The sequence below is a fragment of the Cyclobacterium qasimii M12-11B genome (genome assembly GCF_000427295.1).
GTDB classification, from domain to species: domain Bacteria; phylum Bacteroidota; class Bacteroidia; order Cytophagales; family Cyclobacteriaceae; genus Cyclobacterium; species Cyclobacterium qasimii.
The window spans coordinates 117,048-140,155 of record NZ_ATNM01000110.1 but is presented as its reverse complement, the minus strand read 5'-3'; the positions used below and the strand labels follow the sequence as shown (position 1 = coordinate 140,155).

Annotated in this window: 17 protein-coding genes and 1 pseudogene; 8 read left to right on the top strand and 10 right to left on the bottom strand. The window is 39.3% G+C overall.

Annotated features, from left to right (window positions below; all coding sequences use genetic code 11):
- Positions 1-21: 21 nt before the first annotated feature.
- On the bottom strand, positions 22-1,266 hold the full coding sequence (locus ADICYQ_RS13025) for an ABC transporter permease (protein WP_020888898.1): 1,245 nt from the start codon (positions 1,264-1,266) through the stop codon (positions 22-24).
- Positions 1,267-1,380: 114 nt separating this feature from the next.
- Here ADICYQ_RS13025 and queA point away from each other — a divergent pair, with 114 nt between their 5' ends.
- The gene (gene queA / locus ADICYQ_RS13020; RefSeq protein ID WP_020888897.1) at positions 1,381-2,430 is read left to right on the top strand and encodes a tRNA preQ1(34) S-adenosylmethionine ribosyltransferase-isomerase QueA; all 1,050 of its coding nucleotides are present in this window, start codon (positions 1,381-1,383) and stop codon (positions 2,428-2,430) included.
- Positions 2,431-2,512: 82 nt separating this feature from the next.
- Here queA and ADICYQ_RS13015 read toward each other — a convergent pair.
- Positions 2,513-4,527 (bottom strand): annotated as a pseudogene (locus ADICYQ_RS13015) (monovalent cation:proton antiporter family protein).
- A 123-nt stretch (positions 4,528-4,650) separates the two neighbouring features.
- Positions 4,651-5,130, bottom strand: a complete 480-nt coding sequence (locus ADICYQ_RS13010; protein WP_020888894.1) for an Mpo1 family 2-hydroxy fatty acid dioxygenase — start codon at positions 5,128-5,130, stop codon at positions 4,651-4,653.
- A 286-nt stretch (positions 5,131-5,416) separates the two neighbouring features.
- Between ADICYQ_RS13010 and nhaC the strand changes: the two genes are divergently transcribed.
- Both nhaC and ADICYQ_RS13000 read left to right on the top strand, forming a co-directional pair.
- The gene (nhaC, locus tag ADICYQ_RS13005; protein WP_040416116.1) at positions 5,417-6,907 is read left to right on the top strand and encodes a Na+/H+ antiporter NhaC; all 1,491 of its coding nucleotides are present in this window, start codon (positions 5,417-5,419) and stop codon (positions 6,905-6,907) included.
- Positions 6,904-7,506 carry a 3'-5' exonuclease gene (locus tag ADICYQ_RS13000; RefSeq protein ID WP_020888891.1) on the top strand — a complete coding sequence of 201 codons (603 nt, stop codon included), beginning with the start codon at positions 6,904-6,906 and terminating at the stop codon, positions 7,504-7,506. Before nhaC ends, ADICYQ_RS13000 begins: the two co-directional genes overlap by 4 nt.
- Here the strand turns inward: ADICYQ_RS13000 and ADICYQ_RS12995 are convergent.
- A complete protein-coding gene (locus ADICYQ_RS12995; protein WP_020888890.1) occupies positions 7,499-8,095 on the bottom strand; it encodes an IMPACT family protein in 597 nt (198 codons plus the stop codon). The two genes, ADICYQ_RS13000 and ADICYQ_RS12995, sit on opposite strands and share 8 nt — an antisense overlap.
- Before the next feature lie 64 nt (positions 8,096-8,159).
- Between ADICYQ_RS12995 and ADICYQ_RS12990 the strand changes: the two genes are divergently transcribed.
- Positions 8,160-9,155 carry a glycosyltransferase family 2 protein gene (locus tag ADICYQ_RS12990; protein ID WP_020888889.1) on the top strand — a complete coding sequence of 332 codons (996 nt, stop codon included), beginning with the start codon at positions 8,160-8,162 and terminating at the stop codon, positions 9,153-9,155.
- A 9-nt stretch (positions 9,156-9,164) separates the two neighbouring features.
- Here ADICYQ_RS12990 and ADICYQ_RS12985 read toward each other — a convergent pair whose 3' ends face one another.
- From ADICYQ_RS12985 to ADICYQ_RS12965, 5 genes are read right to left on the bottom strand one after another with little or no spacing between them, the layout of a single operon-like run.
- Entirely contained in the window at positions 9,165-10,442 is a 1,278-nt protein-coding gene (locus ADICYQ_RS12985; protein ID WP_020888888.1) for a M16 family metallopeptidase, read from the bottom strand.
- Positions 10,439-11,611, bottom strand: coding sequence for a type IX secretion system outer membrane channel protein PorV (porV, locus tag ADICYQ_RS12980; RefSeq protein ID WP_040416113.1), 1,173 nt, complete (start codon positions 11,609-11,611; stop codon positions 10,439-10,441). The genes ADICYQ_RS12985 and porV overlap by 4 nt, the downstream gene beginning before the upstream one ends.
- A 37-nt stretch (positions 11,612-11,648) precedes the next feature.
- Positions 11,649-14,909, bottom strand: a complete 3,261-nt coding sequence (gene porU / locus ADICYQ_RS12975; protein WP_040416109.1) for a type IX secretion system sortase PorU — start codon at positions 14,907-14,909, stop codon at positions 11,649-11,651.
- Positions 14,893-15,597: a CDP-diacylglycerol--serine O-phosphatidyltransferase gene (pssA, locus tag ADICYQ_RS12970; protein ID WP_040416106.1), complete on the bottom strand. Its 705-nt coding sequence runs from the start codon at positions 15,595-15,597 to the stop codon at positions 14,893-14,895. Before pssA ends, porU begins: the two co-directional genes overlap by 17 nt.
- On the bottom strand, positions 15,594-16,247 hold the full coding sequence (locus ADICYQ_RS12965) for an MBL fold metallo-hydrolase (protein ID WP_020888884.1): 654 nt from the start codon (positions 16,245-16,247) through the stop codon (positions 15,594-15,596). Before ADICYQ_RS12965 ends, pssA begins: the two co-directional genes overlap by 4 nt.
- A gap of 11 nt (positions 16,248-16,258) precedes the next feature.
- Here ADICYQ_RS12965 and ADICYQ_RS12960 point away from each other — a divergent pair, with 11 nt between their 5' ends.
- Genes ADICYQ_RS12960 through ADICYQ_RS29715 form a run of 4 tightly spaced genes read left to right on the top strand, consistent with a single transcriptional unit; the run spans position 16,259 to position 21,719 of the window.
- Entirely contained in the window at positions 16,259-17,359 is a 1,101-nt protein-coding gene (locus tag ADICYQ_RS12960) for an NAD(P)/FAD-dependent oxidoreductase (protein WP_235114630.1), read from the top strand.
- 30 nt (positions 17,360-17,389) lie between these two features.
- The gene (locus tag ADICYQ_RS12955) at positions 17,390-20,824 is read left to right on the top strand and encodes a PD40 domain-containing protein (RefSeq protein WP_040416103.1); all 3,435 of its coding nucleotides are present in this window, start codon (positions 17,390-17,392) and stop codon (positions 20,822-20,824) included.
- Positions 20,825-20,841: 17 nt separating this feature from the next.
- Positions 20,842-21,252, top strand: coding sequence for a YicC/YloC family endoribonuclease (locus ADICYQ_RS29720; protein ID WP_316929302.1), 411 nt, complete (start codon positions 20,842-20,844; stop codon positions 21,250-21,252).
- A 53-nt stretch (positions 21,253-21,305) separates the two neighbouring features.
- Positions 21,306-21,719, top strand: a complete 414-nt coding sequence (locus ADICYQ_RS29715) for a DUF1732 domain-containing protein (protein WP_020888880.1) — start codon at positions 21,306-21,308, stop codon at positions 21,717-21,719.
- 114 nt (positions 21,720-21,833) lie between these two features.
- On the opposite strand, the gene ADICYQ_RS12945 is transcribed toward ADICYQ_RS29715, so the two are convergent.
- Positions 21,834-23,066: an aldehyde dehydrogenase family protein gene (locus tag ADICYQ_RS12945; protein WP_235114643.1), complete on the bottom strand. Its 1,233-nt coding sequence runs from the start codon at positions 23,064-23,066 to the stop codon at positions 21,834-21,836.
- Positions 23,067-23,108: the final 42 nt, after the last annotated feature.

Sequence of the window (23,108 nt, the reverse complement as noted above, 5' to 3'; positions counted from 1 at the left end):
TAAAAAATCTGGTAGTTGTACTCACATTCTGATTGCAACTACCGGATCCATTTTTGCGGCCAAAGAGGCAGGTATAATACCAGAAATAATTCCAATAGCAGAAGACAATACCAGTCCAAGGACAATATTTTTAAAGGTGAGTATAATCTCCAAGTTGCCCAAAGAGATAAAAGTGGCGGCATAAACGATTAAAAGCCCTGCCAAACCTCCGATAAGACTTAAGACTGTGGCTTCGAATAGAAACTGAAGCAAAATAAAATAATTTTTAGCGCCAAGAGACTTTTGGATCCCAATAATTCCCGTGCGTTCTTTTACCGAAACAAACATGATATTGGCAATTCCAAAGCCGCCGATAAGGATTGAGAACCCACCGATTACCCCTCCTGCAATCGATATGACAGCAAAGATAGAGCCTACGGCATCTTGAATAAACTCAGATTTATTTAAAGCGAAATTGTTTTCAGTTGTGGGCTTCAGGCCTCTTTTTGCTCTCAAGAGTCCGGCCATTTCATTTTCCAACATCACCAGCCCAGGGTCATCGTCCATCCCTTTGGCAGCAATTATAGGTTCACGCCCATTTTTCCCAACATAGAATAGCTTGGTAAAAGCCCCATAAGGAACCAATAAAGCTTCATCTTTAGAGGGCGTGTCAAATAGCCCTTCTCCTTCTTCAACGAAAAGACCGACAACTGTGAATTTCAAGCCTTTGATTTTAAAAGATTTCCCTAAAGGATTCTCTCCAGGAAATAAGGCTTCTCCTATTTTAACACCAATGATAGCAACATTTCTAGCTGCATTAATTTCCATTTCAGTGAAGAACCTACCTTTGTCAATAGGGACGTCGTAGACATCCTTGTGGTTAAATACGACCCCATCTAAATTGGCCATCTCGAAAGAATTGCTGTTTGCTTTTACGGTAGTTCTAGTGTTGGCGGAGATGGTAACCGCTGCAGCGCTTTTTAATCGCTCTTCTAAGAACGTGAATTCAGCATAGGTTCCTGGAGGTCTTCTGAAATATCGCCACCAGGGGTAATCCCTGCCTCCCGCTGCAAAAGGGAATCGATCGACTCGAACCACATTACTTCCCAGAAAAGTAAGACTGTCTTTGATGTTCTTTTCTAGTGAATCCACCAGCGTAAAAACAGCAATGATAGCAAAGATGCCAACAGTAACGCCTAATAAAGAAAGGATAGTCCTTGTCAAATTAGACTTCAATGCATCCATTGCAAAGCGAAAGCTTTCCCAAATAAGTCTAAATACGATCAAATTATAATATTATTTAAAACAATTTGACAATATAAATAGAATCTGGCTTAATTCTTATTAACTTTGCATTTTTTACGATAATTACGTTTAATAGGTATTTCCTTATATACATATATGAAGTTATCAGATTTCAAGTTTGAAATTCCAAAAAAACTTATTGCCCTTCATCCCCCAGAAAACAGGGATGAGTCCAGATTGATGGTCATTCATAAGGATACAGGTAAAATAGAACATAAAGTTTTCAAAGATGTCATCGATTATTTTGATACAGGAGATGTATTTGTAACCAACAATACAAAAGTATTTCCAGCCAGGCTTTATGGAAATAAAGAGAAAACTGGAGCGAAGATCGAGGTCTTTTTGTTAAGGGAACTCAATCAGGATCTAAGGCTATGGGATGTATTGGTGGATCCAGCTAGAAAAATCAGGGTAGGGAACAAACTTTATTTTGGGGACAGTGACTTGGTAGCAGAAGTAATTGACAATACTACTTCCAGAGGCCGAACTATTCGCTTTCTGTTTGATGGAACGGATGAAGAGTTTTACAAGACCATTGATACGCTTGGTGAGACACCAATATTGAAGGATTTTATTGAGCGGGATGTAGTTGATGCAGACAGAGAAAGATACCAAACTATCTTTGCAAAGCATGTTGGCGCTGTAGCGGCTCCTACTGCCGGTCTTCATTTCACCCCTCACTTGATGAAACGCCTTGAAATAAAAGGTATTGAGGTTAGTCCTATTACCTTGCACATTGGGTTGGGAACTTTCAGACAAGTGGATGTGGAAGACCTTACGAAGCACAAGATGGATTCGGAGAACTATGACATTCCTCAAGAAACTGTTGACCTTGTCAATAGAGCCCTTGACCAAAAGAAAAGGGTAGTTTCTGTAGGGACCACTCCTTTGAAAACCATTGAGTCTTCTGTTACAGCCAACGGTCGTTTAAAGTCTAGCAGCGGATGGACAGACAAGTTTATTATTCCTCCCTACGAATTTAAAATTGCCAATGCAATGATCACTAATTTTCATTTGCCTGAGTCAACTTTATTGATGACCGCATCGGCATTTGGTGGATATGATCTTATCATGAAGGCTTACCAAGAAGGGATTAAAGAGAACTACAAATTCTTCAGTTATGGAGATGCTATGTTGATTATATAGCAGTAACTGTTGCAATTTATAAATGTAAAAGCCCTGTCAATTTAATTGACAGGGCTTTTTTGATGGTAGTCATCATTGGGGGTTAATTGATCCCAACTTCTTCTTCGAAATGTTCTAAGGCTTCTGGTTTCCCGACCACATAGACGATGTCTCCCAGCTTGATTTTGGTGTTGCCTGTAATTTCTGTTACTGTTTTGCCATCTCGTTTGATTGCTACCAAATTGATTCCGGTATTCTCCCTTAAATTACTTTCCTTAATTGACTTGCCAATAAATGGCCCATGGTCTTTATCAATTTTAATTCCGGAAAAGTTAATTTCAGGGATGTCCAATGTTGGAACTGTTCTTTCATTAGAAGGGGTACGGAATACCTCATAATTATGGTACCTAACGTCTTCTGTAAATTCATCAATTTCGCCTTTTGGAACGAGGTATTTGTACAAGACTCTTGTGAAGATTTCAATAGAGGTTTCAAATTCTTCAGGAATGACCTCGTCCGCCCCTTGGTTGAGCATGGATTCGATTTCATTGACATATCTTGTTCTCACAATAATAAAGACGCTTTGTGACGCCATCCTGATGTTTTCAATGATGCCACTTGTGGCCGGTTGATTGGAGATGGCAATTACAGCTACCCTGGCCTTGTGAATTTGAACATGCTCAAGGACTACGCCGTTGGCCGCGTCACCATAGATAATAGGTTCGCCTTTTGCCGCCTCTACTTTTACCGTTTCGGGGTTCATTTCAATAATTACATAAGGAATTTTTGCTCTTTTTGCAGCCCTTGATAGATTCCTGCCATTCAGTCCATAACCTATAATGACCAAATGATCATTCAACAAATCTTTCTCAAGATCCAATTCAGGTACTTTTGTTTGTTTTTCAAGTTTATCTTTAAATTTTTGAGGCATTGGAATGTTCAGTACCCTGCAAGCAAGGCTTTCCCGCTGCTTAAGTACAAAGGGGGTAATGATCATGGTCAAAATAGAGATTGCTAGGAAAAACTGATAAGTAGTATTGTCCAATAATTCATATTTCAGCCCTTCTTTGGCCAGCAAAAGTGAGAATTCACCGACTTGAAAGATGGAGAAGGCCACAATAAAAGATTCTTTATAACTAGTGCCTAATGACTTTACAGCGATAGAAGTAACTATAAATTTCACAATAAAAGTAAGCGCTACCAATGCCAGAATGAGTAAAAAATGTTCTGCCAGGAAGCTAATGTCAAAAAGCATTCCTACCGAAACGAAAAGAAACTTAGAAAGATTTCCCTAAAAGGAAGAATCTTACCTGTAGCATGGTGACTGTACTCTGATTCACTGATAATCAAGCCTGCCAGGAAGGCTCCCAAACCTAAGGAAAGTCCAAGCAATGAGGTGACATAAGCAACCGCAAAACAAGTAACAATAATGCTTAATAGGAAGAGCTCCTCATTTTTAGTTTTTGCGACCCTGTACAATAACTGAGGGATCAGGTACTTTGCACTGATGATTGTGAGTACAATTACCAAGGCTCCCTTTAAGGCAAGATAGAAGAGTGAAAGGAGTATATTGTCCGACTCTCCAGCCAGCATAGGTGTGAAAAGCACCAATGGCACAATTATTATGTCCTGAAAGATCAATATGGCCAATGTGGTTCGTCCGGAAATAGTATTGACTTGTCCTGATTCCTGCAATAATTTCAAAACAATGGCGGTACTACTCAAAGCGAATAGAAAGCCAAAGAATACCGCTATGTTCCAGCTGAAGCCAAACAAATAACTGATCAATGCGGTGACACCAATGGTAAGGATCACCTGCAAACTTCCACCAATAAATACGGCCTTTTTAATCGCCATTAAGCTTTTTAGCGAAAACTCCAAGCCAATCACAAATAGCAATAATATTACCCCTATTTCGGATAGAACTTCCACAGCAGTAGAGGCATAAACAAGCGAGAGCCCATAAGGGCCAGCAATGGCGCCAGTGAGTAAGTACCCGATAATGGTGGGTAGCTTAAGTCGCATAAAAAGCAGAATCACCAAAGTGGCTAGCCCAAAGATTACTACGATGTCGGATAATAAGGGTAATTCTGCTACTGCTAATATAAAAGGATTCATAGTTGGGGTAATTGAAAAGGAATGGGTTAGAAAGATACTATATTAAATAGAATTCTAAGCTAAGTTGGAGAATCGAAAATAGTTGACGCTTTAACGCGTGGTTCTAGGCGGGATTTTGTTCGTTTAATAAATTAATCCCAATCGCTTATAAATGAAATGCATCAACCAGGCCGGGCCAATTAATAAGAATTGAACATCTTTTAAAAAAGATGGTTTTTTGCCTTCAACTTTATGGCCGTAAAACTGAAACACCCAAGCCACAATAAAAAGGATTGTGCAAAAAAGCCATAGTGGAAAAGGTAAATAGAAGGTCAATAAATTGGCTAGGGCCAGGCATATGGCTGAAAATAAAAACATCCCCAAGGCCAAAGGAGGTGAAAGGGTGTAATAATAAAACAAGACCACTATCAGTGTAATTGTTGCCCAGTTGGTGAAGTTGCTTAATAGAAAACCCAGGGAATCTAATGGGCCTGGGGGAATGCTGTAGATCAATCCTACAATGCTAAAAAAGATAGCAGGAACACAAAACCAGTGAATGGCTTTATTGGTGGGGTTTTGGTGACTGATGCCGTATTCCTCTAAAAGGCCGTCTATTTTCCTCATTATAGTATGTTTGGTGGATAAAGTCTCTATAAGTTAAAGATAAATCGGTAAAATTCATAAATTTTTACCTAGTGAAATTTTATCCTTGGGGATATGATTCAGCATTAATTTTCAAAGTGAATCTGGACTTGAAGACGAAAACACATAAATTTTTATAACTTTAAACTGTATTAGGTGCTGAGCTTAATTGAAATTGTTGAAAACAAACTTAAATGCTTTCTGTTGCAGGTTGTGTACCTTGTGCTTAATTTGAGTTTCACTTTTATGATGAACATACAGAACATACATGGGTAAACCCTCAAAAAGACCTTCCATTTTGGAGGCATTATTTCCTATAATTTTCTTGATGGTTCTCCTGATAATCAATATCAAGGTATTTGGTACGGAGGGTTTGTCAGGATCAAATCAATTGGTGCTGATTGTTTCAGCTGCAGTTGCTGGTCTCATTGCTGCTTTCAGGTTGAACGTAAAGTGGGATGTGATCCAGGATGGGATGATCAATAGTATTTCTTCTGCCATGTCATCAATCCTTATTTTATTGTTGATAGGTGCACTGGCAGGAACCTGGATGTTGAGTGGGATTGTTCCGGCAATGATTTATTACGGACTGAAAGTCCTAAATCCCACGGTGTTTTTGGTGGCTGCATGTATCGTATGTGGTGTAGTATCTATCGCCACAGGAAGTAGTTGGACTACAGTGGCTACGGTTGGTGTTGCTTTACTGGGAATAGGTAAAGCATTAGGGTTTAGTGAGGGATTGATAGGAGGGGCCATCATTTCCGGAGCTTATTTTGGGGATAAAATGTCGCCCCTTTCGGACACCACTAACCTTGCTCCAGCGATGGCAGGGACAGATTTGTTTACCCATATCAAGCACATGATGAAAACCACTATTCCTTCGATCGCCATCACCTTAATAATTTTTGCTGTGATAGGTTTGGTGGGAAATCCTGAGGGAACGATAGGGCAGGTGGAAGAAATATCTACGGTGATTTCCGATACATTTACCATCAATGGTTGGTTGTTTATTGTTCCAGTGGCTATAATTTTGCTCATTGTAAAAAAAGTACCCGCTATTCCCGTTCTGTTATCCGGGGCCATACTTGGTGCCGTTTTCGCCTTGATTTTCCAACAGGAAGTGATCCGTAACCTCGCAACGATTTTGAATATAGAAGGGGGGATATCTCTGCAATCTTTCAAAATTGTGATGATGGCTCTGTATGGAGAAACGTCTATTGTTACCTCCAATGAAATCGTGAATGAATTGCTGATTACAGGTGGAATGTCTGGCATGCTTTATACCGTGTGGTTGATTTTATGTGCGATGGCTTTTGGTGGAATTATGGAAGTTAGTGGCATGCTGAAGGTAATTGCGGAGGCAGTTATCAGTAAGGTAAATTCTGTAGGGTCTCTAATTGCAGCTACTGCAGGTACAGGCTTGTTCTTCAATATCACCACTTCAGATCAATACCTGGCCATTTTGGTTCCAGGCAGAATGTATGCGGACATTTATCGCAAACGTGGGCTGAAAGGTGAAAACCTGAGCAGGACATTGGAGGACAGTGCAACAGTTACCTCTGTATTGATACCATGGAATACCTGTGGTGCAACACAGGCCTCGGTCCTTGGAGTGGCCACGCTGACTTATGCTCCTTATTGTTTTTTCAATATAATTAGTCCAATAATGACGATATTGTTTGGCTACATGAATTGGGGAATCAATTACTACTCTAAAAAGGAAATGAAATTAATCAACGAAGAAGAAATTGTGGCATGATTCCATTAAAAATAAGTAAAGAAGAAGTGAATGCATTGGACCTGGGGGCTTTTCCAGGTAATATAATATTGATTGAAGATGAAACAGGGCTTCGTGAAATGGAACAAGATTTGAAGGGCAGTTCGATCATTGGATTTGACACCGAAACCAGACCGGCATTCAGAAAAGGAGTAAGTTATGAGGTAGCGTTACTTCAACTTTCTACGACGGAGAATGCTTACCTAATTAGGCTTAATCATACAGGTTTTCCTCCTGGTGCTAAAGCAATATTGGAAGATCCGAACATTGTCAAAGTAGGGGCAGCGGTGCGGGATGACCTAAAAGCATTGAAAAAAATTGCGCCCAATTTTGAGCCAGATTCCTTTTTTGATTTGAATGAAGAATTAAAGAGGGTAGGCTTTTTGAATGTAGGTGTAAGAAACCTTAGCGCCATGGTGTTGGGTATTAGGATTTCGAAATCAGAACAGGTATCCAACTGGGAAGCACCTGTGTTGACGGCCAAGCAAATGCTCTATGCGGCAACTGATGCCTGGGCTTGCCTGGAGATTTTCCTTAAATTACAAGAAGAGGGGCATTTGGATGAGATTTTTTCTACTTAAGGTGATTGGCTGTAGGGATATCCGATAGCACGGCAAGGACTTCTTCCACCAGGCTTTCCCTACATTCCAGTTTTATGAGGCAATTATTGTCAAATTCTTGCGCGATTATCTTTAGGTCGTACCGTTTTATGGTCCTCATTATTTCATCCATAGATAGGTATTCAAAAGTAAACGAAAGAGGGATTGTAACGATTTTTGTAATGGTGTCTGCGGACAATAATGCCTCAGCAGCAGCTGTTTTGTAAGCGCGTATCAGGCCGCCAACGCCTAATTTGGTGCCGCCAAAATACCTAACCACCACCACCAGTACTTGGGACAATTCCTGAGACCTGATTTGACCCAATATAGGATCCCCGGCACTATGGTTGGGCTCACCATCATCATTTGCCCGGTAGGTCTCCATGTCCTTGCCTAGTATATAAGCATAGCAATGGTGACGGGCATCATAATATTGCTTTTTGAGCTGTTGAATTAACTCTTGTATTTCTTCTTCATCCTCTACCGGGTAGGCAAATGATAAAAACTTACTTCCCTTTTCCTTATAAATACCTGTCGATGGTTTGTCAATACTGCGATAAGTATCCTCCATTATTATTGCCTTTGTTTAATAATCTCCATTTTCATTTGCTAATTTAGTCATTAGAATTAATCTGATGAAGGAATTAAGCCAATGGTCTGCTATGCGGGAAGAAGTAAAGCCTCTAGTGTCTGTGATCTGCACCTGTTACAATCAAGGAGATTATGTTGCTCAGGCATTGGATAGCGTCCTGTCCCAGGCATATAGGCCCATATCACTTACTATTATTGATAATGGTAGTAGTGACCATTCAAAGCGCGAAATTAATTTGTGGTTGGATAGAAATGGGCATAAAATCCCTGTAAAATCAATTTTTCATGAAACCCCCATAAACTATTGTAAATCCTTTAATCAGGCCTTTGCCAATTCAAATGGGGATTTCCTGGTGGATTTAGCAGCTGATGATTTTTTTAATGAAAGGCATTTAGAGTTAGCAGTAAAGTACTTACTCCAAAGTGAGGCGAAAGTTTATTTTTGCAATGCGTTAGAGCATTTGCCAAATGGGGAAACGCAACCTTTTTATTCCACAGACAATACTGGAAAAGCCAAGGTGCCAATTGTGGAAGGGGATGTTTTTGCTGAGGTGATCAAGAGGTACGTCATTTCTTCCCCTACATTGGTCATGGACGCAAAGGCATTTAGAGAGGTCGGCTGTTATGATGAGCATCTGAGTTATGAAGACTTTGATATTCTGGTAAGAATGGCTGCCAGGTATCCTTTTGTTTATGGGGATTTTTTAGGTGTAAATAAGAGAATCCTTAAAGAATCTCTGTCCCAGCAGCAGTATAAATCAAAAAAATCGCATTTACTGCCATCCACTTTTATTGTTTGTGAAAAGATAGCAGAGATGGTCAGTACAGATCAGGAAAAGGAAGCGCTTCGACTTAGATTACTCCATGAAATTAAGCATGCGACTGTTTCTGCTAATTTTGATGTTGCATTGAAGATGCTAAAACTTTATAGAAAGCATTATGCTGCGAATTTTACCTTCCTGCTGTTTTATGTGTGGGCTAAAGCGAAATGTGACCTTTCTCCATTGTATGAAAAATGGCGAAAAAGGACATTTAATTAAGGTCGTTTGTTATCCTGCACCAACGATGACTTCAAGCATGTCCTTCTGATCAAAATACTTATTCGCCATGGTCATTATGTCCGTCCCGTCGAAATGTGTGATGTATTCAAGAAGACGTGTGTAGTAATCAAAATTCAGTCCCTGAAAATGTACCTGTTGGAAATGATTCATTTGGTCAAAAGGGCTGCTGAAATTTGACAATAGACTTCCTGCCAAATAATTCTTGATAATTTCGAGTTCACCTGCAGCTACCGGTTCAGTTTTTAGGCGTTCGATTTCTTTGTAAACTTCTTGAATTACAGCTTCACCATAGCCACCCTTTACGTCAGCAACAGTCATCCAGTATTCATTTCCATTCAATTCCCCCAGAAAGCTATTGATACCATAAGTGTAGCCTTTTTCTTCTCTTATATTTTTAATAAGCCTACTGCCAAAATAGCCACCAAGAAGGGTGTTAAGAACGTACAATGCAGTGTAATCTGGATGAGATTTAGGTACCATCCATTTGGCGATTCTAATGCTGGATTGTAAGGCCTCGGCTTTGTTTTCTATTTGTTTTGAGGAAGGGATTTCACCAGTAGGTAAGTATATAGGTAGTTCAGTGGATAAGGGTAAATCACTGAATGAACTTTCAATTTGATCCAACTCCTCCGTAGTGAGATGACCGGTTAAGAAAATTTGGGGAGCGATTAAAAATTCCTTATGGTAATAGTTGCTAAGGTCTTCTTTATTGATAGCATCCACATCTTTCTCAGTAACCTGAGAGCCGAAGGGATGGTCTTTGTGGAAAAGGCTTCCCCGAATTAACTGATTGGCACGAGCAGAGGTTTGTTCATTTTTAATGCTGATGCTTAATTTTTTTTGTGACTTTCGCTTGTTAAGCTCTTTTTCCGGAAAGGTAGCATCAGTGAATAATGACCTAAAAACAGGCAATACTTCTAGAAGGTGTTTCTTGGTAGTTAGAAGGCTCAATCCCTGCTTTTCATAGCCTGATATAATGTCAACTTCAGAGGCATGAAAATCAAAAAAATCATCTAGTTTTTCAGAGCTCATTGAATTTGTACCTTCCAACAGCATGTGCAGCATAAAGAAAGGTAACAAATGCTTATATGGCTGACTTTTGGTGTTTTTAAGCGATAAAACGATCTCAATCTTAACCGCATCTATATTTGGAAATGGAATATAATACAGTGGTGCCCCATTGGCCAAAACCCTTGCTTTTGGAGGGGTGAGGTGAATTTTTTCAGGAAAACTATATGGAGGGGCTTGACTTCGGTCTATACTCATTTCTGAACGTTGTATTGCAGGCTAAATCTAAGCGTTTCTGCCAAAGGATGATTTTGAACCTGAGGAACGAGGTAAGAAAAATCAAATCCAAGACGGTTGTATTTAAAGCCTACACCCATGGTAAAGTACCTTCGGCCTCCTTTACTTGGGTTTTCGTAAAAGTAACCAGCCCTAAGTGCAAATTTATCATCATAGGAATATTCAGTACCAAATGAAATCATCACTTCTTGTAATTCCTCACTGAATCCATCTGGAGCATCAACAAAGGAACCGAACATGCCACTAATTAAAGGCCTTGAAGGGTCTTTACCAGCTTCAATTTCAGCGTTTCCAGTGTTTGGATCGATGACCAATTGTCCATTTTCATCTACTTTATAAATGGGAGGACTTGGTACCATTAATTTGTTTAGATCAAGGGCAAAAGTGATTTTGTTCATTTCATCCATCGGAATGGTTAGGGCTGTTCCAATTCTGAAATTTGTAGGGAGGTAATCCAAATCATCTGCACTATTATAGGTGATCTTTGGACCGATATTGGAGAGGTTGATTCCCCATGAAAGGGTCCCTTCTTTATCGGAAATCAATATTTCTGAAGTATGGTAAATCCCTACATCTGTACCTACTGAAACTCCAGGCCTTCCTTCGTTGCCTCCTGATGAACTAATATTTCCCGAAAGGTTGGAATGTATAAATCTTGCACTAATCCCTAAAGATAGGTTTTGAGAGAGTTTTCTGGAATAAGTACCGCCTATTGCAATGTCTCTAGGGCTAAATGCTCCCAGAGAATTTCCTCGACCATCCGTTAATTCAATATCGCCCATATTAAAATACCTGAGATCAATACCGAAAGCCGAAACATCATCAATTTTCTTGTATCCCGTAAGGTAGTTTAAAGACATGTCTGGAACCAATCTGCCCAGCCATGGAGAATAGGACAAGGAAAATCCCATGTCATCTTCTATGAACGCTAGCTTAGCTGCATTCCACTGAGCTGAATTGGCATCAGGCGAAGTAGCTACACCAACATCACCCATTGCTGAATGCCTACTGTCAGGTGCGAAATTCAAAAATGGGACCGCCGTAATTAGGACCCTTCGGTTATCGTCTTGTCCGGAGAGTACGACAGAATTTTGAGCTTTGGTAGCGACCTGAAAGGAGCCGAATACCAATAAAAAGTAAAAATTGGGAGACTGTTTTTAATTGCTTTCATTGAATAATGATTTTACCTGCTAGTATATCCGAAGTTGCATCCTCTTCAGAATATAGATTTAAATTGTAAAGATAAGTTCCTTTTATTAGATTTTTGGACTTACTGTTCAAAAATATCCATTGGATATCTAATATTGACCGTTCAGCTTTTGGAAAACGTCCTTGGTAAGAAAATATTTCAGTTCCTTGCAAAGAAAATATTCTTAAGTTTAGATTTAAGGTTTCTCCCGGACGATTGTGGGATATTTTAAAGTTGACCTGATCACTTGTAGGGTTCGGGTATACCAGGAGGTTTTCTATTTTGAGGTGGTTACTGCCTATTACTTCCACAGTTTCAGTGTGATGGGTGATATTCCCCATTTGATCAGTAGCAGAGAAAACAAGTTTATTTGTTCCTTCTTTTAAGCCATTTACCCAGGCTTTAATTCTCCCTGTTTTATAACTCCCATTTATGGCTGTGTAATCACCGGTTAGGGACATGGTTGTGGCATCATTTACCTGAAGTGATAGGTCCATGGGATACTGTATGCTTATGCCTGAATCATCAGATAATTCCACCCAAATAGGAGTATTTTTAAACGAGATGATTTGCTTACTTACCAGGCTATCCGCAATCCAAACTTCTATCCCAGGTCCAATATCTTCCAGTAAAATGTCAGATGGTTTAGGATTGGCAGCAATTTTAGTAGCTCCAAATGCTTCCATGTTTAAGTTTTGATGCTTTGCAAATAGACTTACCCGAAGTTCACCATCAGAATAACCTGTTAATTCAGGTAGTAAAACTTCTCCAGAAAAGAGCCCTTTATCTACCGTTCCTGTTCCGTGAAACAAGGGCTGGTTATAATCGGTATAGCTGGTTTTGGGACTTTCGTCACCAAGGGTTTCTTTTTGCTGTGGAGGGGCACTTATGGTTATTTCGTAGGTGCCATCAAATTGAGTGATATTGGCGCCAGTCAAAGGATCTTCTACCTTGCCTGTATACTCAAGTCGATTGAGACCAGTAATGCTATCGGTTTTGATTTGTGTGTCCAGCTCCATCCATTCCTTTGCGGTTGCTTCATATAGTGGGATGTCCAACTTCAAAGAAGGGTCACCAAGTAAGGAGAAATTTCTATTCAATGGTCCATTGAGACTATTGTTCTTTGTCTCTTTGAAGATTTCTCCCAAAGACAATGTCTCTCCCTGTTTGAAAGCTACTTCTACAAAGGCTTTGTTTAACGCATAATTAATGCTGCTGAAAACAGGTCGTCCGGTAGTCAACATCGCTATAACCCCTTTTTGTTCGGCAAGTAGAAGCTCTTCGGCACCCGAACGAATAAATGGACTATCATGCCTGCCAAATTCACAAGTAGCAGTAACCATCACCGGGTATCGGTTGGTAATCGGCCAGTCTTCAATGTCACTTACACTAAACAGCCCTTCAGCAGTTAGGTTAAGTTCATTGCCATGGCCAATATAATTAAGGAGCAAAAGCCCCTCTTTTATTTCAGCGTTTAATGCTTCTTTGGCTTTAAGGGCTGTTTGTAGGTTATCTGTTAGTTCCTGAGGAAAATCGTCGAGGTATAGTTTTTTCAGTTTAAATTCAGGAGATTGGTCGTGAAGGTAGGCAGTGTGTTTTTCTGAGTCATTCAGGTGAATATTATTGTCGCCATCATCAGCCACGAATAATAGATTTCTCTTCCAATTCCCTTCATTTCCCGTCTGGTAAGTGATGATTTTATCTACTGCTATTTTTGCTTCCCTGGTATTAATGGCGGGGATTCGCCCAATGCCAATTTGCAGCATATGATCTCCTTCAGGACTTTCCAGCCATTCACCATCTCCCATTTCTAAAAAACCAAAATAATCGTCTGAACCATAAGTGGTCAGTGGATTTAGACTAACTCTGGAGCTGTAGGTGGGTACTAAGTTAGGTCTTCCTCCTAATTTATGCTTGTAATCAAAACTGCCTTTCCCAAAGAACAAAACATTTTTTAAACTCCTGCTTGTTTGCCAGTAGTTTGCCAGGAAATTTCTAATGCTGGTGATGTCTGGATTTCCATAACCATAACTGTCATAAATATCATTGGTTAAAACCACTTCAGTAGACAAGCCCATGGCATTTTTAAAGTCAGAAAGTCTTTTTGCTTGTCCGTAAAGAAGTTCAGAAGTGATAATAATGAATTCGGGTTGCCCTGACAATAGTTCATCTCTACCTTTTACCATCTCGGGACTTGCAATTTCAGAGGTGTTTTCAGGGTTGAATACTACTAGTTTTTGCGAATCGCTTACTTGAGAATTACTTGTTTTTAAATCCTTTACATGATAAAAATTGCTAACATCCCACAAACCAGAAAAGGTAGTTTCCAATGGATAGGGTTTGTCGTCAGGATTGTAATAAACGCCCTCAGGAAGCAGGGAGGAAGAAAAAGGGTATCCCAGGAGAATGTTTTTCACATAGCCGGTACCATTGGGGTGGTCGGAAGAATAAGTGAGGACTATATCCTGGGGGTTATTGCCTTGAGGTTTAGGGAAATTGGCATCAAAACTTACTTCTCTTCCTTTGATGGCATACCTGCTATCAGGGATGGAAGGTATACTGGCTTCACCGAGGACCTGGTTATTAGCGGCGAAGGTGAATTTGCTTTCTGAAAAGGATTGAGCCATCAATTGAGCCCAAATAGTTACAGGTCCTTCAGCGTTTGGTGAGGGTTGGTTGATGGAGATAATTTGGCTGCCACTGTTAAACGTCCGGTAACCGTACCATTCCCGGCCTGAGCTCAAAATATTGTCCTCTTCCATTTTATGGCTCGAAATCTGAAAAAGCTGCTTTGATGAATATTGGTTTTCCTCAATTATTATTGGATCCGTATTCTCTAAAACCTTATTTGTAGAAGGGTTTCCAACTTGAAGTAAGTAATGAAGGGTGTCAGTATAATGGTGCCCATTTATTTTGGCTTTGCCATCTTCAAAGGAGATTTGATCAGGTCCTTCGAGAAAAAAATACAATTTATCACCTATTTTTTTCTGTGGAATTTCCTCTTGAAAAAAAAGACTACTGTCAATTTTTTGATCCAGCATACCCGGCTGTCCAAAAATCCTGATTTGATCTAGATTTCCCAGTCCCCAGTCAGTGGCCTGACCTTGACTTAGGTGATAGACGCCTTCATGCAAAATCGGGAATTTGTAAATTTGTTGTCCTTGTAGTGGATTGAGGTAGTACGTACTACCTAAAATCCCTAACAAGAATTTGAAAACAAATTTACAGCTTATTTTCATGACCGACCATCCAGTTATTGACCAAAGATAGGCAAATATAAGAAAGAACGGCGACTGGAATTCCCGCTAAGCCCAATATCAGGATACTAAGCCCTGAAATGATAAGCACAAGGTAACGCCATTGATTTCCTTTCCAGTTGAAGTGTTTGAATTTCAATGCCAATAGTGGCAATTCGGCAGTAAGAAGATAGGAGAAGAGTAGGGTTACACCAGCCAGTACCCAAGGGTTTTCAAGTCCATTTCCAATCCAAAGCACCGATGATCCCAATAGGGGCAAAGTGGAGAAAAACAAGGCATTTGCGGGAGTGGGTACACCAATAAAGCTATCTGCCTGCCTTTCATCAATATTGAACTTAGCCAGCCTAAGGGCAGATTGAATACCTATCGCAAACCCAATATAGGGAAGCCAGTCAGATGTGCTGACAGACTCCAAAAGCAAAAAAACGATAAACGAAGGCAAGACTCCGAAAGTGACAAGGTCTGCCAATGAATCCAGTTCCTTGCCAATGGGACTTTGAACTTTTAGCATTCTGGCAGCAAAGCCATCAAAGAAATCAAAGATGGCTGCTGCTATAATAAAATAGAAACCATAAAAGGGACCATTTACCATGACGAAATGGATTCCAATCATGCCTGAAAGTAAATTCAAGCTGGTTATGGCGTTTGGGATATGTTTTTTTATGGTCAATTTACTGCATTTTTTCCCACAAAGGGATTGTTCAACTTTTCATAACCAATCGTCGTAGAGGGACCATGTCCTGGATATATGACCACATCATCTGGAAGATTGAAAAGTTTTTCCTTAATGGCGTTGATAAGCGTTTCATGGTCACCACCAGGAAGATCTGTTCTACCAATACTTCCCTGAAACAAAGTATCACCTGCTATGCAAGTTTTTGAAGCTTGATGATAGAATACCAGATGCCCCGGAGAATGGCCAGGTACCCAGAGCGGCATCAACTCCGTATTTCCGAATTTCACTATTTCTCCTTCTTGTAAGAAGTGATCCACACTGCTTTCCTGGTATTGGGCAAATCCGTAATTGGAAGAATAGGAACTCACAGCCTTTAATATAGGCTCTTCCTCAGCGTGAAACCACAGGGGTATATTGTACGTTTTTTTGATAAACGCATTCCCTAAAACGTGGTCTATATGACAATGGGTATTGATGATTTTCACAGGTTTTAACTGTTCTTTGGTTATAAAATCATACAATATTCCTTTTTCTTGTTTTTCATAACAACCAGGATCAATGATCACCGCTTCCTTGGTTTCATCAAATAAGACATAGGTATTTTCCGAGAAAGGGTTGAAAGTAAATGATTTAATCTGCAGCATTTTAAAATGATTTGAATTCCTGCATCAAAATAACAAAGAATGATTTAATTTTAGGCATGGAAGTGGATTTTTTACTTATTGGTCAGGGATTAGCAGGTACGGTTTTGTCTCATCGACTTATTCAAAAAGGGCATAGTGTTCATTTGATAGATGATGGTGATCCTAACAGCAGTTCGAAGATCGCTGCGGGACTTTATAACCCGGTGACGGGTAGAAATTTGGTGAAAACCTGGCAAGCTGATGCTCTTTTTAAAGAAATAGAAGTGTTTTATCGTGAAATGGAGGTCCTACTTAATAAAAAGTTCGTACATCCAGTTGGGATATACCGCCCTTTTGTTTCTTATGAAGAACAAAATGAATGGGTGGCTAAAAGTGCTGACCCTCAGTTTAATGATTATATTGATCAGGTCTTTTCTCAACCACGGAATCAAGGGGTAAAGGACCCATTTGGGGGATTATTGCTCAAGTCTACTGGCTATATTGATACCCGAGAATTGGTCAATGGCTTTAGCGAATGGATAAAAGAACGAAACCTGCTGACTACCTGTGTGATGTCAGAAAAGGATTTGGTGCAAACTCAGGAGGGACATTGGCAATTTAAGGATATCCTTGCCAAGAAGATTGTGTTTGCTAACGGTATCCAAGCGAGGAACAATTCTTTTTTTGACTGGATACCTTTTATTCCAGTGAAAGGAGAAATACTTACCGTGAAACAGGATTTCTTTTCTTCTGAGATAATCAATAGAGGCGTGTTTAGAATAGATATGGGCCAAGGTGTTGGAAAAGTTGGGTCTACCTACAATAATTCTGAAGTCAATTTATCTCCTACTGATGCAGGAAAAATAGAAATTCTTGATAAATTAGGACAGTTAATTGATAGGGAAGTGATAGAAATCCTGGACCACCAAGTAGGAATCAGGCCTGGGATAAGAGATAGATTACCAGTTCTTGGAAAACATCCTAGCAAAGATAACGTTTACTTGTTCGGTGGCTTTGGAGCAAAGGGAGTATCGTTTATGCCTTATTTGAGTGATCAGATGGTAAAACTTATGGTTTGGGGTGAGGAACCTCATAAAGAAGTGAACATAAATAGATTTTTTAAGTATATTTAAAACATTGGCTAATAATTCTAAGGCACGTAAATGAGACTTAAATATTTATTATTAATATGGATCCTTTCCTCTTGCTTCACTAGCGGTGAGTTAATGGCGCAGTTCAATAAGGAGAAATTTGGAAAGAACAGGGTTCAGCATAAAAATAAAGAATGGTATTTTTTTACATCCAATAATTTTGAGGTGTACTATTATGATGGTGGACAAACAAACGCACGGAGGGCTATAGAATTTTTAGAAAGTGAATTTGATAATTTAACCCAGTCCATAGGTTATGTAGCTTATACCAAGCCCAAGGTTTTTATCTACAACTCCAAACAAGAGTTGCTTGAAAGTAATCTAAACCTCAATTCCAATAATTTCACCGTAGATGGGCAAACGTTTTTCAGTAAACTTCTTGCCGAAGCCGCTTATTCGGGATCTTGGGAGTCATTTAAGAAAGAATTACTGTACAAAACATCAAAAATAATTATTGAGGAGATGCTTTATGGGTCAAGCATTTCTGATGCTTTCCAAGCCAACCTTGTGAATAATTTCCCGGATTGGTTTATTGATGGCGCAGCCAAATACCTGGCTTATGGATGGAGTCGAGAAATGGATGATTTTGTCCGTCACTACCTGCGGGACAATGAAAACCCAAAATTATTTAAGCTTCAAGATGAAGAAGCTGGTTTAGTAGGACAGTCTATCTGGAATTATGTTGTTGAAAAATATGGGAGAAGGTATATTTCCAGCATTCTAAACCTGAGTAGGATTAATCGTAACGAAGGGACCAGCATAGCAAATACCCTCGGGCGTCGTTTCAAAGATTTCTCAACAGAGTGGAGTAAATTTTACAAAGATATCAATACAGGCGTATTTGAGAATTTCAAAGATATCAATGAACAAAATGTCATCAACGTTACTTCTAAGAATCGGTTTGGTGAGATTACGGGCATTAAATTTAGCCCTGATGGTAAGAACCTTGCCTATGTAGAGAATGTTGAGGGGAAATTCAAAGTGAAAATCAGGGAAGTGTCTTCCGGCAGAGAAAAGGTGATTTACAAAGGAGGTTATGTTTCTTTTGAGCAGGAGGCAGATTACAGTACCCCTACTATTGCATGGAGAGATACCCTGAATTTAGTGATAGGAACATTCAAAAGAGGGGTAACCACCCTTAGAATGAGAGCGATCGATGGGAGTAGCCAGGATAAAATATTTCTAAGAAACATCACTCAGATTTTAGACCTTGATTTTTCTCCCGATGGCCGTACCATGATCTTGTCCGCTATCAACAATGGCAATACAGATGTTTATACCTTAAACATGAAAGGTCAGGGGAGGAGAATCACTAATGATGTATTTGACAATAGAACTCCTATTTACCTGAATGATTCTACGATAATTTATGCGTCCAATAAAGTGGATCTGGCAGATAGCTTGTTAAGCGGAGTCATAGATGTTAAAAATTTTCCTGACTATTATAATATATTTCAAATGGATTTGGGGGATTCGGTTACAGAAACCAGGTTAACCAATGTAAATCACATCAATCTACATCCAAAGAAACTCAATAATTCTACCATTTTATTCCTTAGTGAACAGAGCGGAATTACGAATTTGATGCGTTTAGCACTTGGGAACAGTGTTTCAAGTCAAGTGTCTGCATTTAACAAGAGCATAGAGTCCTTTGATTATGACTTGGAAAATAACAAATGGGCTTATTCCGTCAAGGATGGGAGTCAGAGTAAATTAGTTTTGGAAAGCTTTCCAAATATGGATCAGTTTACCCCAAGCACTCCTCGGATCCAATTGGAACAGGCTAAAATTGTAAACGAAAGGATTTCCAACAGAAGAATTCAAAGGCAAGAAGAAGAAAAATCGGATGACAATTCGACTGATACGCCAGTACTCAGTACGGAAGAGGATGGCGAAGAAGTACGATTAACTCCTGCAGACACTAGTGTGTCTGGCGTTGATCTGGAAGGGCTTTTATCAGGAGGCGATCCTGAACTTGCAGGTGCTAACCTGCCTGACAGAAAGAGAACCACTACTGATAGTATCCCTTCTCAAAATCAACCTATGACCGCTGCTATTAATGTGGACAGGTTAAGGTTTGAGACAGAGGGTGGTCTTGATACTGACAATTACAGTTTCGATACTATACCAAAGCTCTATGGACAAGAATCCTCGAAAGCTTTGGAAGATCCTTCAGGTCTTGCAGATAGAAGGAGCAATATACTGGATGCCTTTAGAAAGCAAAATATGGTAAAGAAGGTACAGGGTCCGAGAGATTATGTGCCGCAATTTATAACAAGCAGTCTCAATACCTCCTTTGTGGTTGATCCATTGAGAGGTTTTGGATTAAATATCAGTGGTCAAATGACTGATATGCTAGACAATCATGCCATTAAAGGAGGCGTTTTAACCGCTTTGGATTTCAAGTCAGGAAGCGACCTTTATTTTGAATACGAATATAGAAAATACAAACTGGATTTCAGTGGGCGATTTGATCGCCGTTCTATATTGAGAAATGAAGGTGACCTTACCTTTCAAAAGTATATCCTCAGCAAAACTGAAATTGGAGTTTCATACCCATTGTCTACTGGAGCCAGGGTGAGTTTAGCTCCTTTTATTGCCAAAACTCAATATTTTAACCTAAACCCAGATTCAATTATCAGAGGCACTGACCCATCCCAAAATCAGTTGGATGTTAATTATGCCGGAGGAAGAGCTGAATTGGTAATAGACAAAACCAGGCTATTGGGCTTGTACATGGAGCAAGGCTTTAAAGGTAAAATAGGTATGCTTCACTACCAAGGGCTAAACCGAAGTGAAAGATCCTTTAGTAATGTCTACCTGGATTTCAGGAATTATCAGAAAATTCACAAAAACATTACACTGGCCACCAGGCTGTATGCAGGTGGGTACTTTGGTCGCAATCCTCAACAATATTTAGTTGGAGGGATGCAGAACTGGTTATTTAATAAGTTTTACCAACCGCCTACCAATAGACCAGAGGTTTCTCCTATCAGAAATGAAGACGGAGTAGAAAATTCTAACCTGCTCTTTGCCGAGTTTGTAGATCTACGTGGTTTTGATTACGATGAAATCAGAGGCAATAATGTCATTACCTTTAGTTCAGAGTTAAGGATACCATTGTTTTCTTATTTATCTAGAGGTAATATCACCTCCAATTTCATCAGAAATTTTCAGTTGGTTGGTTTTTATGACGCAGGTTCTTCATGGTCAAATTCAGCTCCTTGGGAGCGTGTAAATGATCAAAATACAGAAGTAATCAACACAGAAGGCTCACCATTTGTCATTACGCTTAATAATTTTAACAACCCATGGCTACAAAGTTATGGTGCAGGCGTAAGGACGGTATTGTTAAATTATTACGTGAAGTTTGATGCTGCAAGACCAATAAGGAATTATACGGTTGAGAAAACGAGATTTTATGTAACTTTGGGTTATAATTTTTAGATACAAAATCTTTTGAAATGATAAAATCAATGACAGGCTTTGGCCTGGCAGTATATGAGGACGCTAATTTTACGGTTCAAATAGAAGTTAAGACCCTAAATTCTAAGTTTTTAGACCTGAATTTCAGGGCTCCTAAGCAGTTTTCAGAAAAGGAAACAGAAGTAAAAAGCATTGTTTCTGGCATTCTTGAAAGAGGGAAAGTTAATGTTTCCATTGATTTCAGTGCCAAAAAAGAAGATGACCTTCCAATAGTAATACAAGAGGAACTCTTCCAAAGGTATTATGAAAAATATGCGGGAATGGCTGAAATGGTCAACGGTTCGACGGTAGATGTATTTAAACTGGCGCTACAGTCTCCAGGAGTGAGCACTATAAATGTAGAGAAGTCTGATTATAATGAAGCCTGGAAAATTATTTACCGGTTTTAGAAGAAGCTTTAAAGGACTGCGACCAATTTAGAATCAAGGAGGGCGCTGTGTTGATGGAGAAATTTCAAGAGAGCCTGTCTGTTATTACAGAAAGCCTAAACAGTATTAATACATTGGTTCCTGTTCGTAAAAACAGGCTTATTGAAAAGATTAGAGATAATTTTTCTGAATGGGTGAAGGATCAGGATTTTGATAAGAACCGATTTGAACAAGAACTTATTTACTATTTTGAGAAGTTAGACATCACCGAAGAGGTTGTCAGGTTAGAAGCTCATTTGAATCTTTTTGCAGAGGTGTTGCGGTCAAATAAATCTGAAGGAAAAAAGATGGGTTTTGTAAGCCAGGAAATGGGCAGAGAAATCAATACCATAGGATCCAAGGCAAACGATTCATCCATTCAACACCATGTTATCAACATGAAAGATGAATTGGAGAAAATTAAAGAACAAGCGCTGAATATCATTTAAACGCTTATCCCATAACAATCACTTAATTTACCTAGCCTGGTCCTGATTTTTCTTCAGGGGAAGAGCATTCATGGATTAATAAGGGTTATTGGGCTTTTCGAGATTACTGTCGATCTATTCAAAAAGCCACTTAATGATAGCCTTCTTTTTCTTCGTGTAAGGAGCATATTTGATATTCCCTTCAAACCAAAAGGGTTTATCCAATATGCTTTTGTAATGGGTGAAGGAGTCAAACCCGGCTTTGCCATGGTAACTCCCAATGCCACTTGATCCAATCCCTCCAAATGGAAGGTTGGTATTCGACAGGTGCATGACACTGTCATTTACTGCTCCGCCACCGAAAGAGAGTTCAGTCAATAATTTATCAATCGTTTTTCTGTTTTTCGAGTAGATATAGCAGGAAAGTGGTTTTGGCCTTTCCTTCACAGTCTTTATCACCTCTTCAAGGTTGGTGAAAGATAAAACAGGAAGAATAGGTCCAAAAATTTCCTCTTTCATTACTTCATCCTTGAAAGAAACATTTTGTAAAATTGTTGGTCCAATAAATCTTTTGGCTCGATTTAAATCAGCTCCAAAATAAACCTGTCCTGTTTCAATCAATTTACTGAGGCGGTCAAAATTTTTGTTGTCAATAATTCTCAAATAGTTTTCCTCAATATCCCCCTTGTTTTTATAGTTGGCTTCAATTTCATCTTTTAGCGCTTTTAGAAAAAGTGCTTCTATGGATTGATCTACTAAAATATAGTCAGGAGCAATACAGGTCTGCCCTGCATTTAGGAATTTTGACCAAACAATTCGTTTAGCGGTCATCTCAATATCCGCATCAGCAAGTACAAAAGTTGGACTTTTCCCTCCAAGTTCTAGCGTGACGGGAGTTAAATGTTTTGCTGCAGCTTGATAAATAATTTTACCAACGGGTATACTTCCCGTGAAAAATATTTTATCAAATCGATTTTCTAATAATTCAGTAGTTTCTTTTACTCCTCCTTCGATGACATGAAAATAGTTGCTTGGGAAATTATCATTGATGATTCTTGCCATTACTTTAGAAGTCCTGGAAGGAAGCTCACTAGGTTTTAGAATAACCGTATTTCCAGCTGCAAGTGAGGTGATGGCGGGTAGAAGCGAAAGTTGGTAAGGGTAATTCCAAGCACCAATAATCAGAGTGACTCCCATTGGTTCTGGGATAATGTAGCTTTTTGCTGGGAAATTGGCTATTCCAGTACTTACCTTTTTTCGTTTACTCCACTTTTTCACGTTTTTTATTAAGCCATTGACCTCGTGATAAAGCAATGATAATTCAGTCAGGTAAGTTTCAAATTCAGACTTTCCAAAATCCTCATAGATTGCTTCATAAAGTAACCCTTCATTCTCTTTTAGAATGTCTTT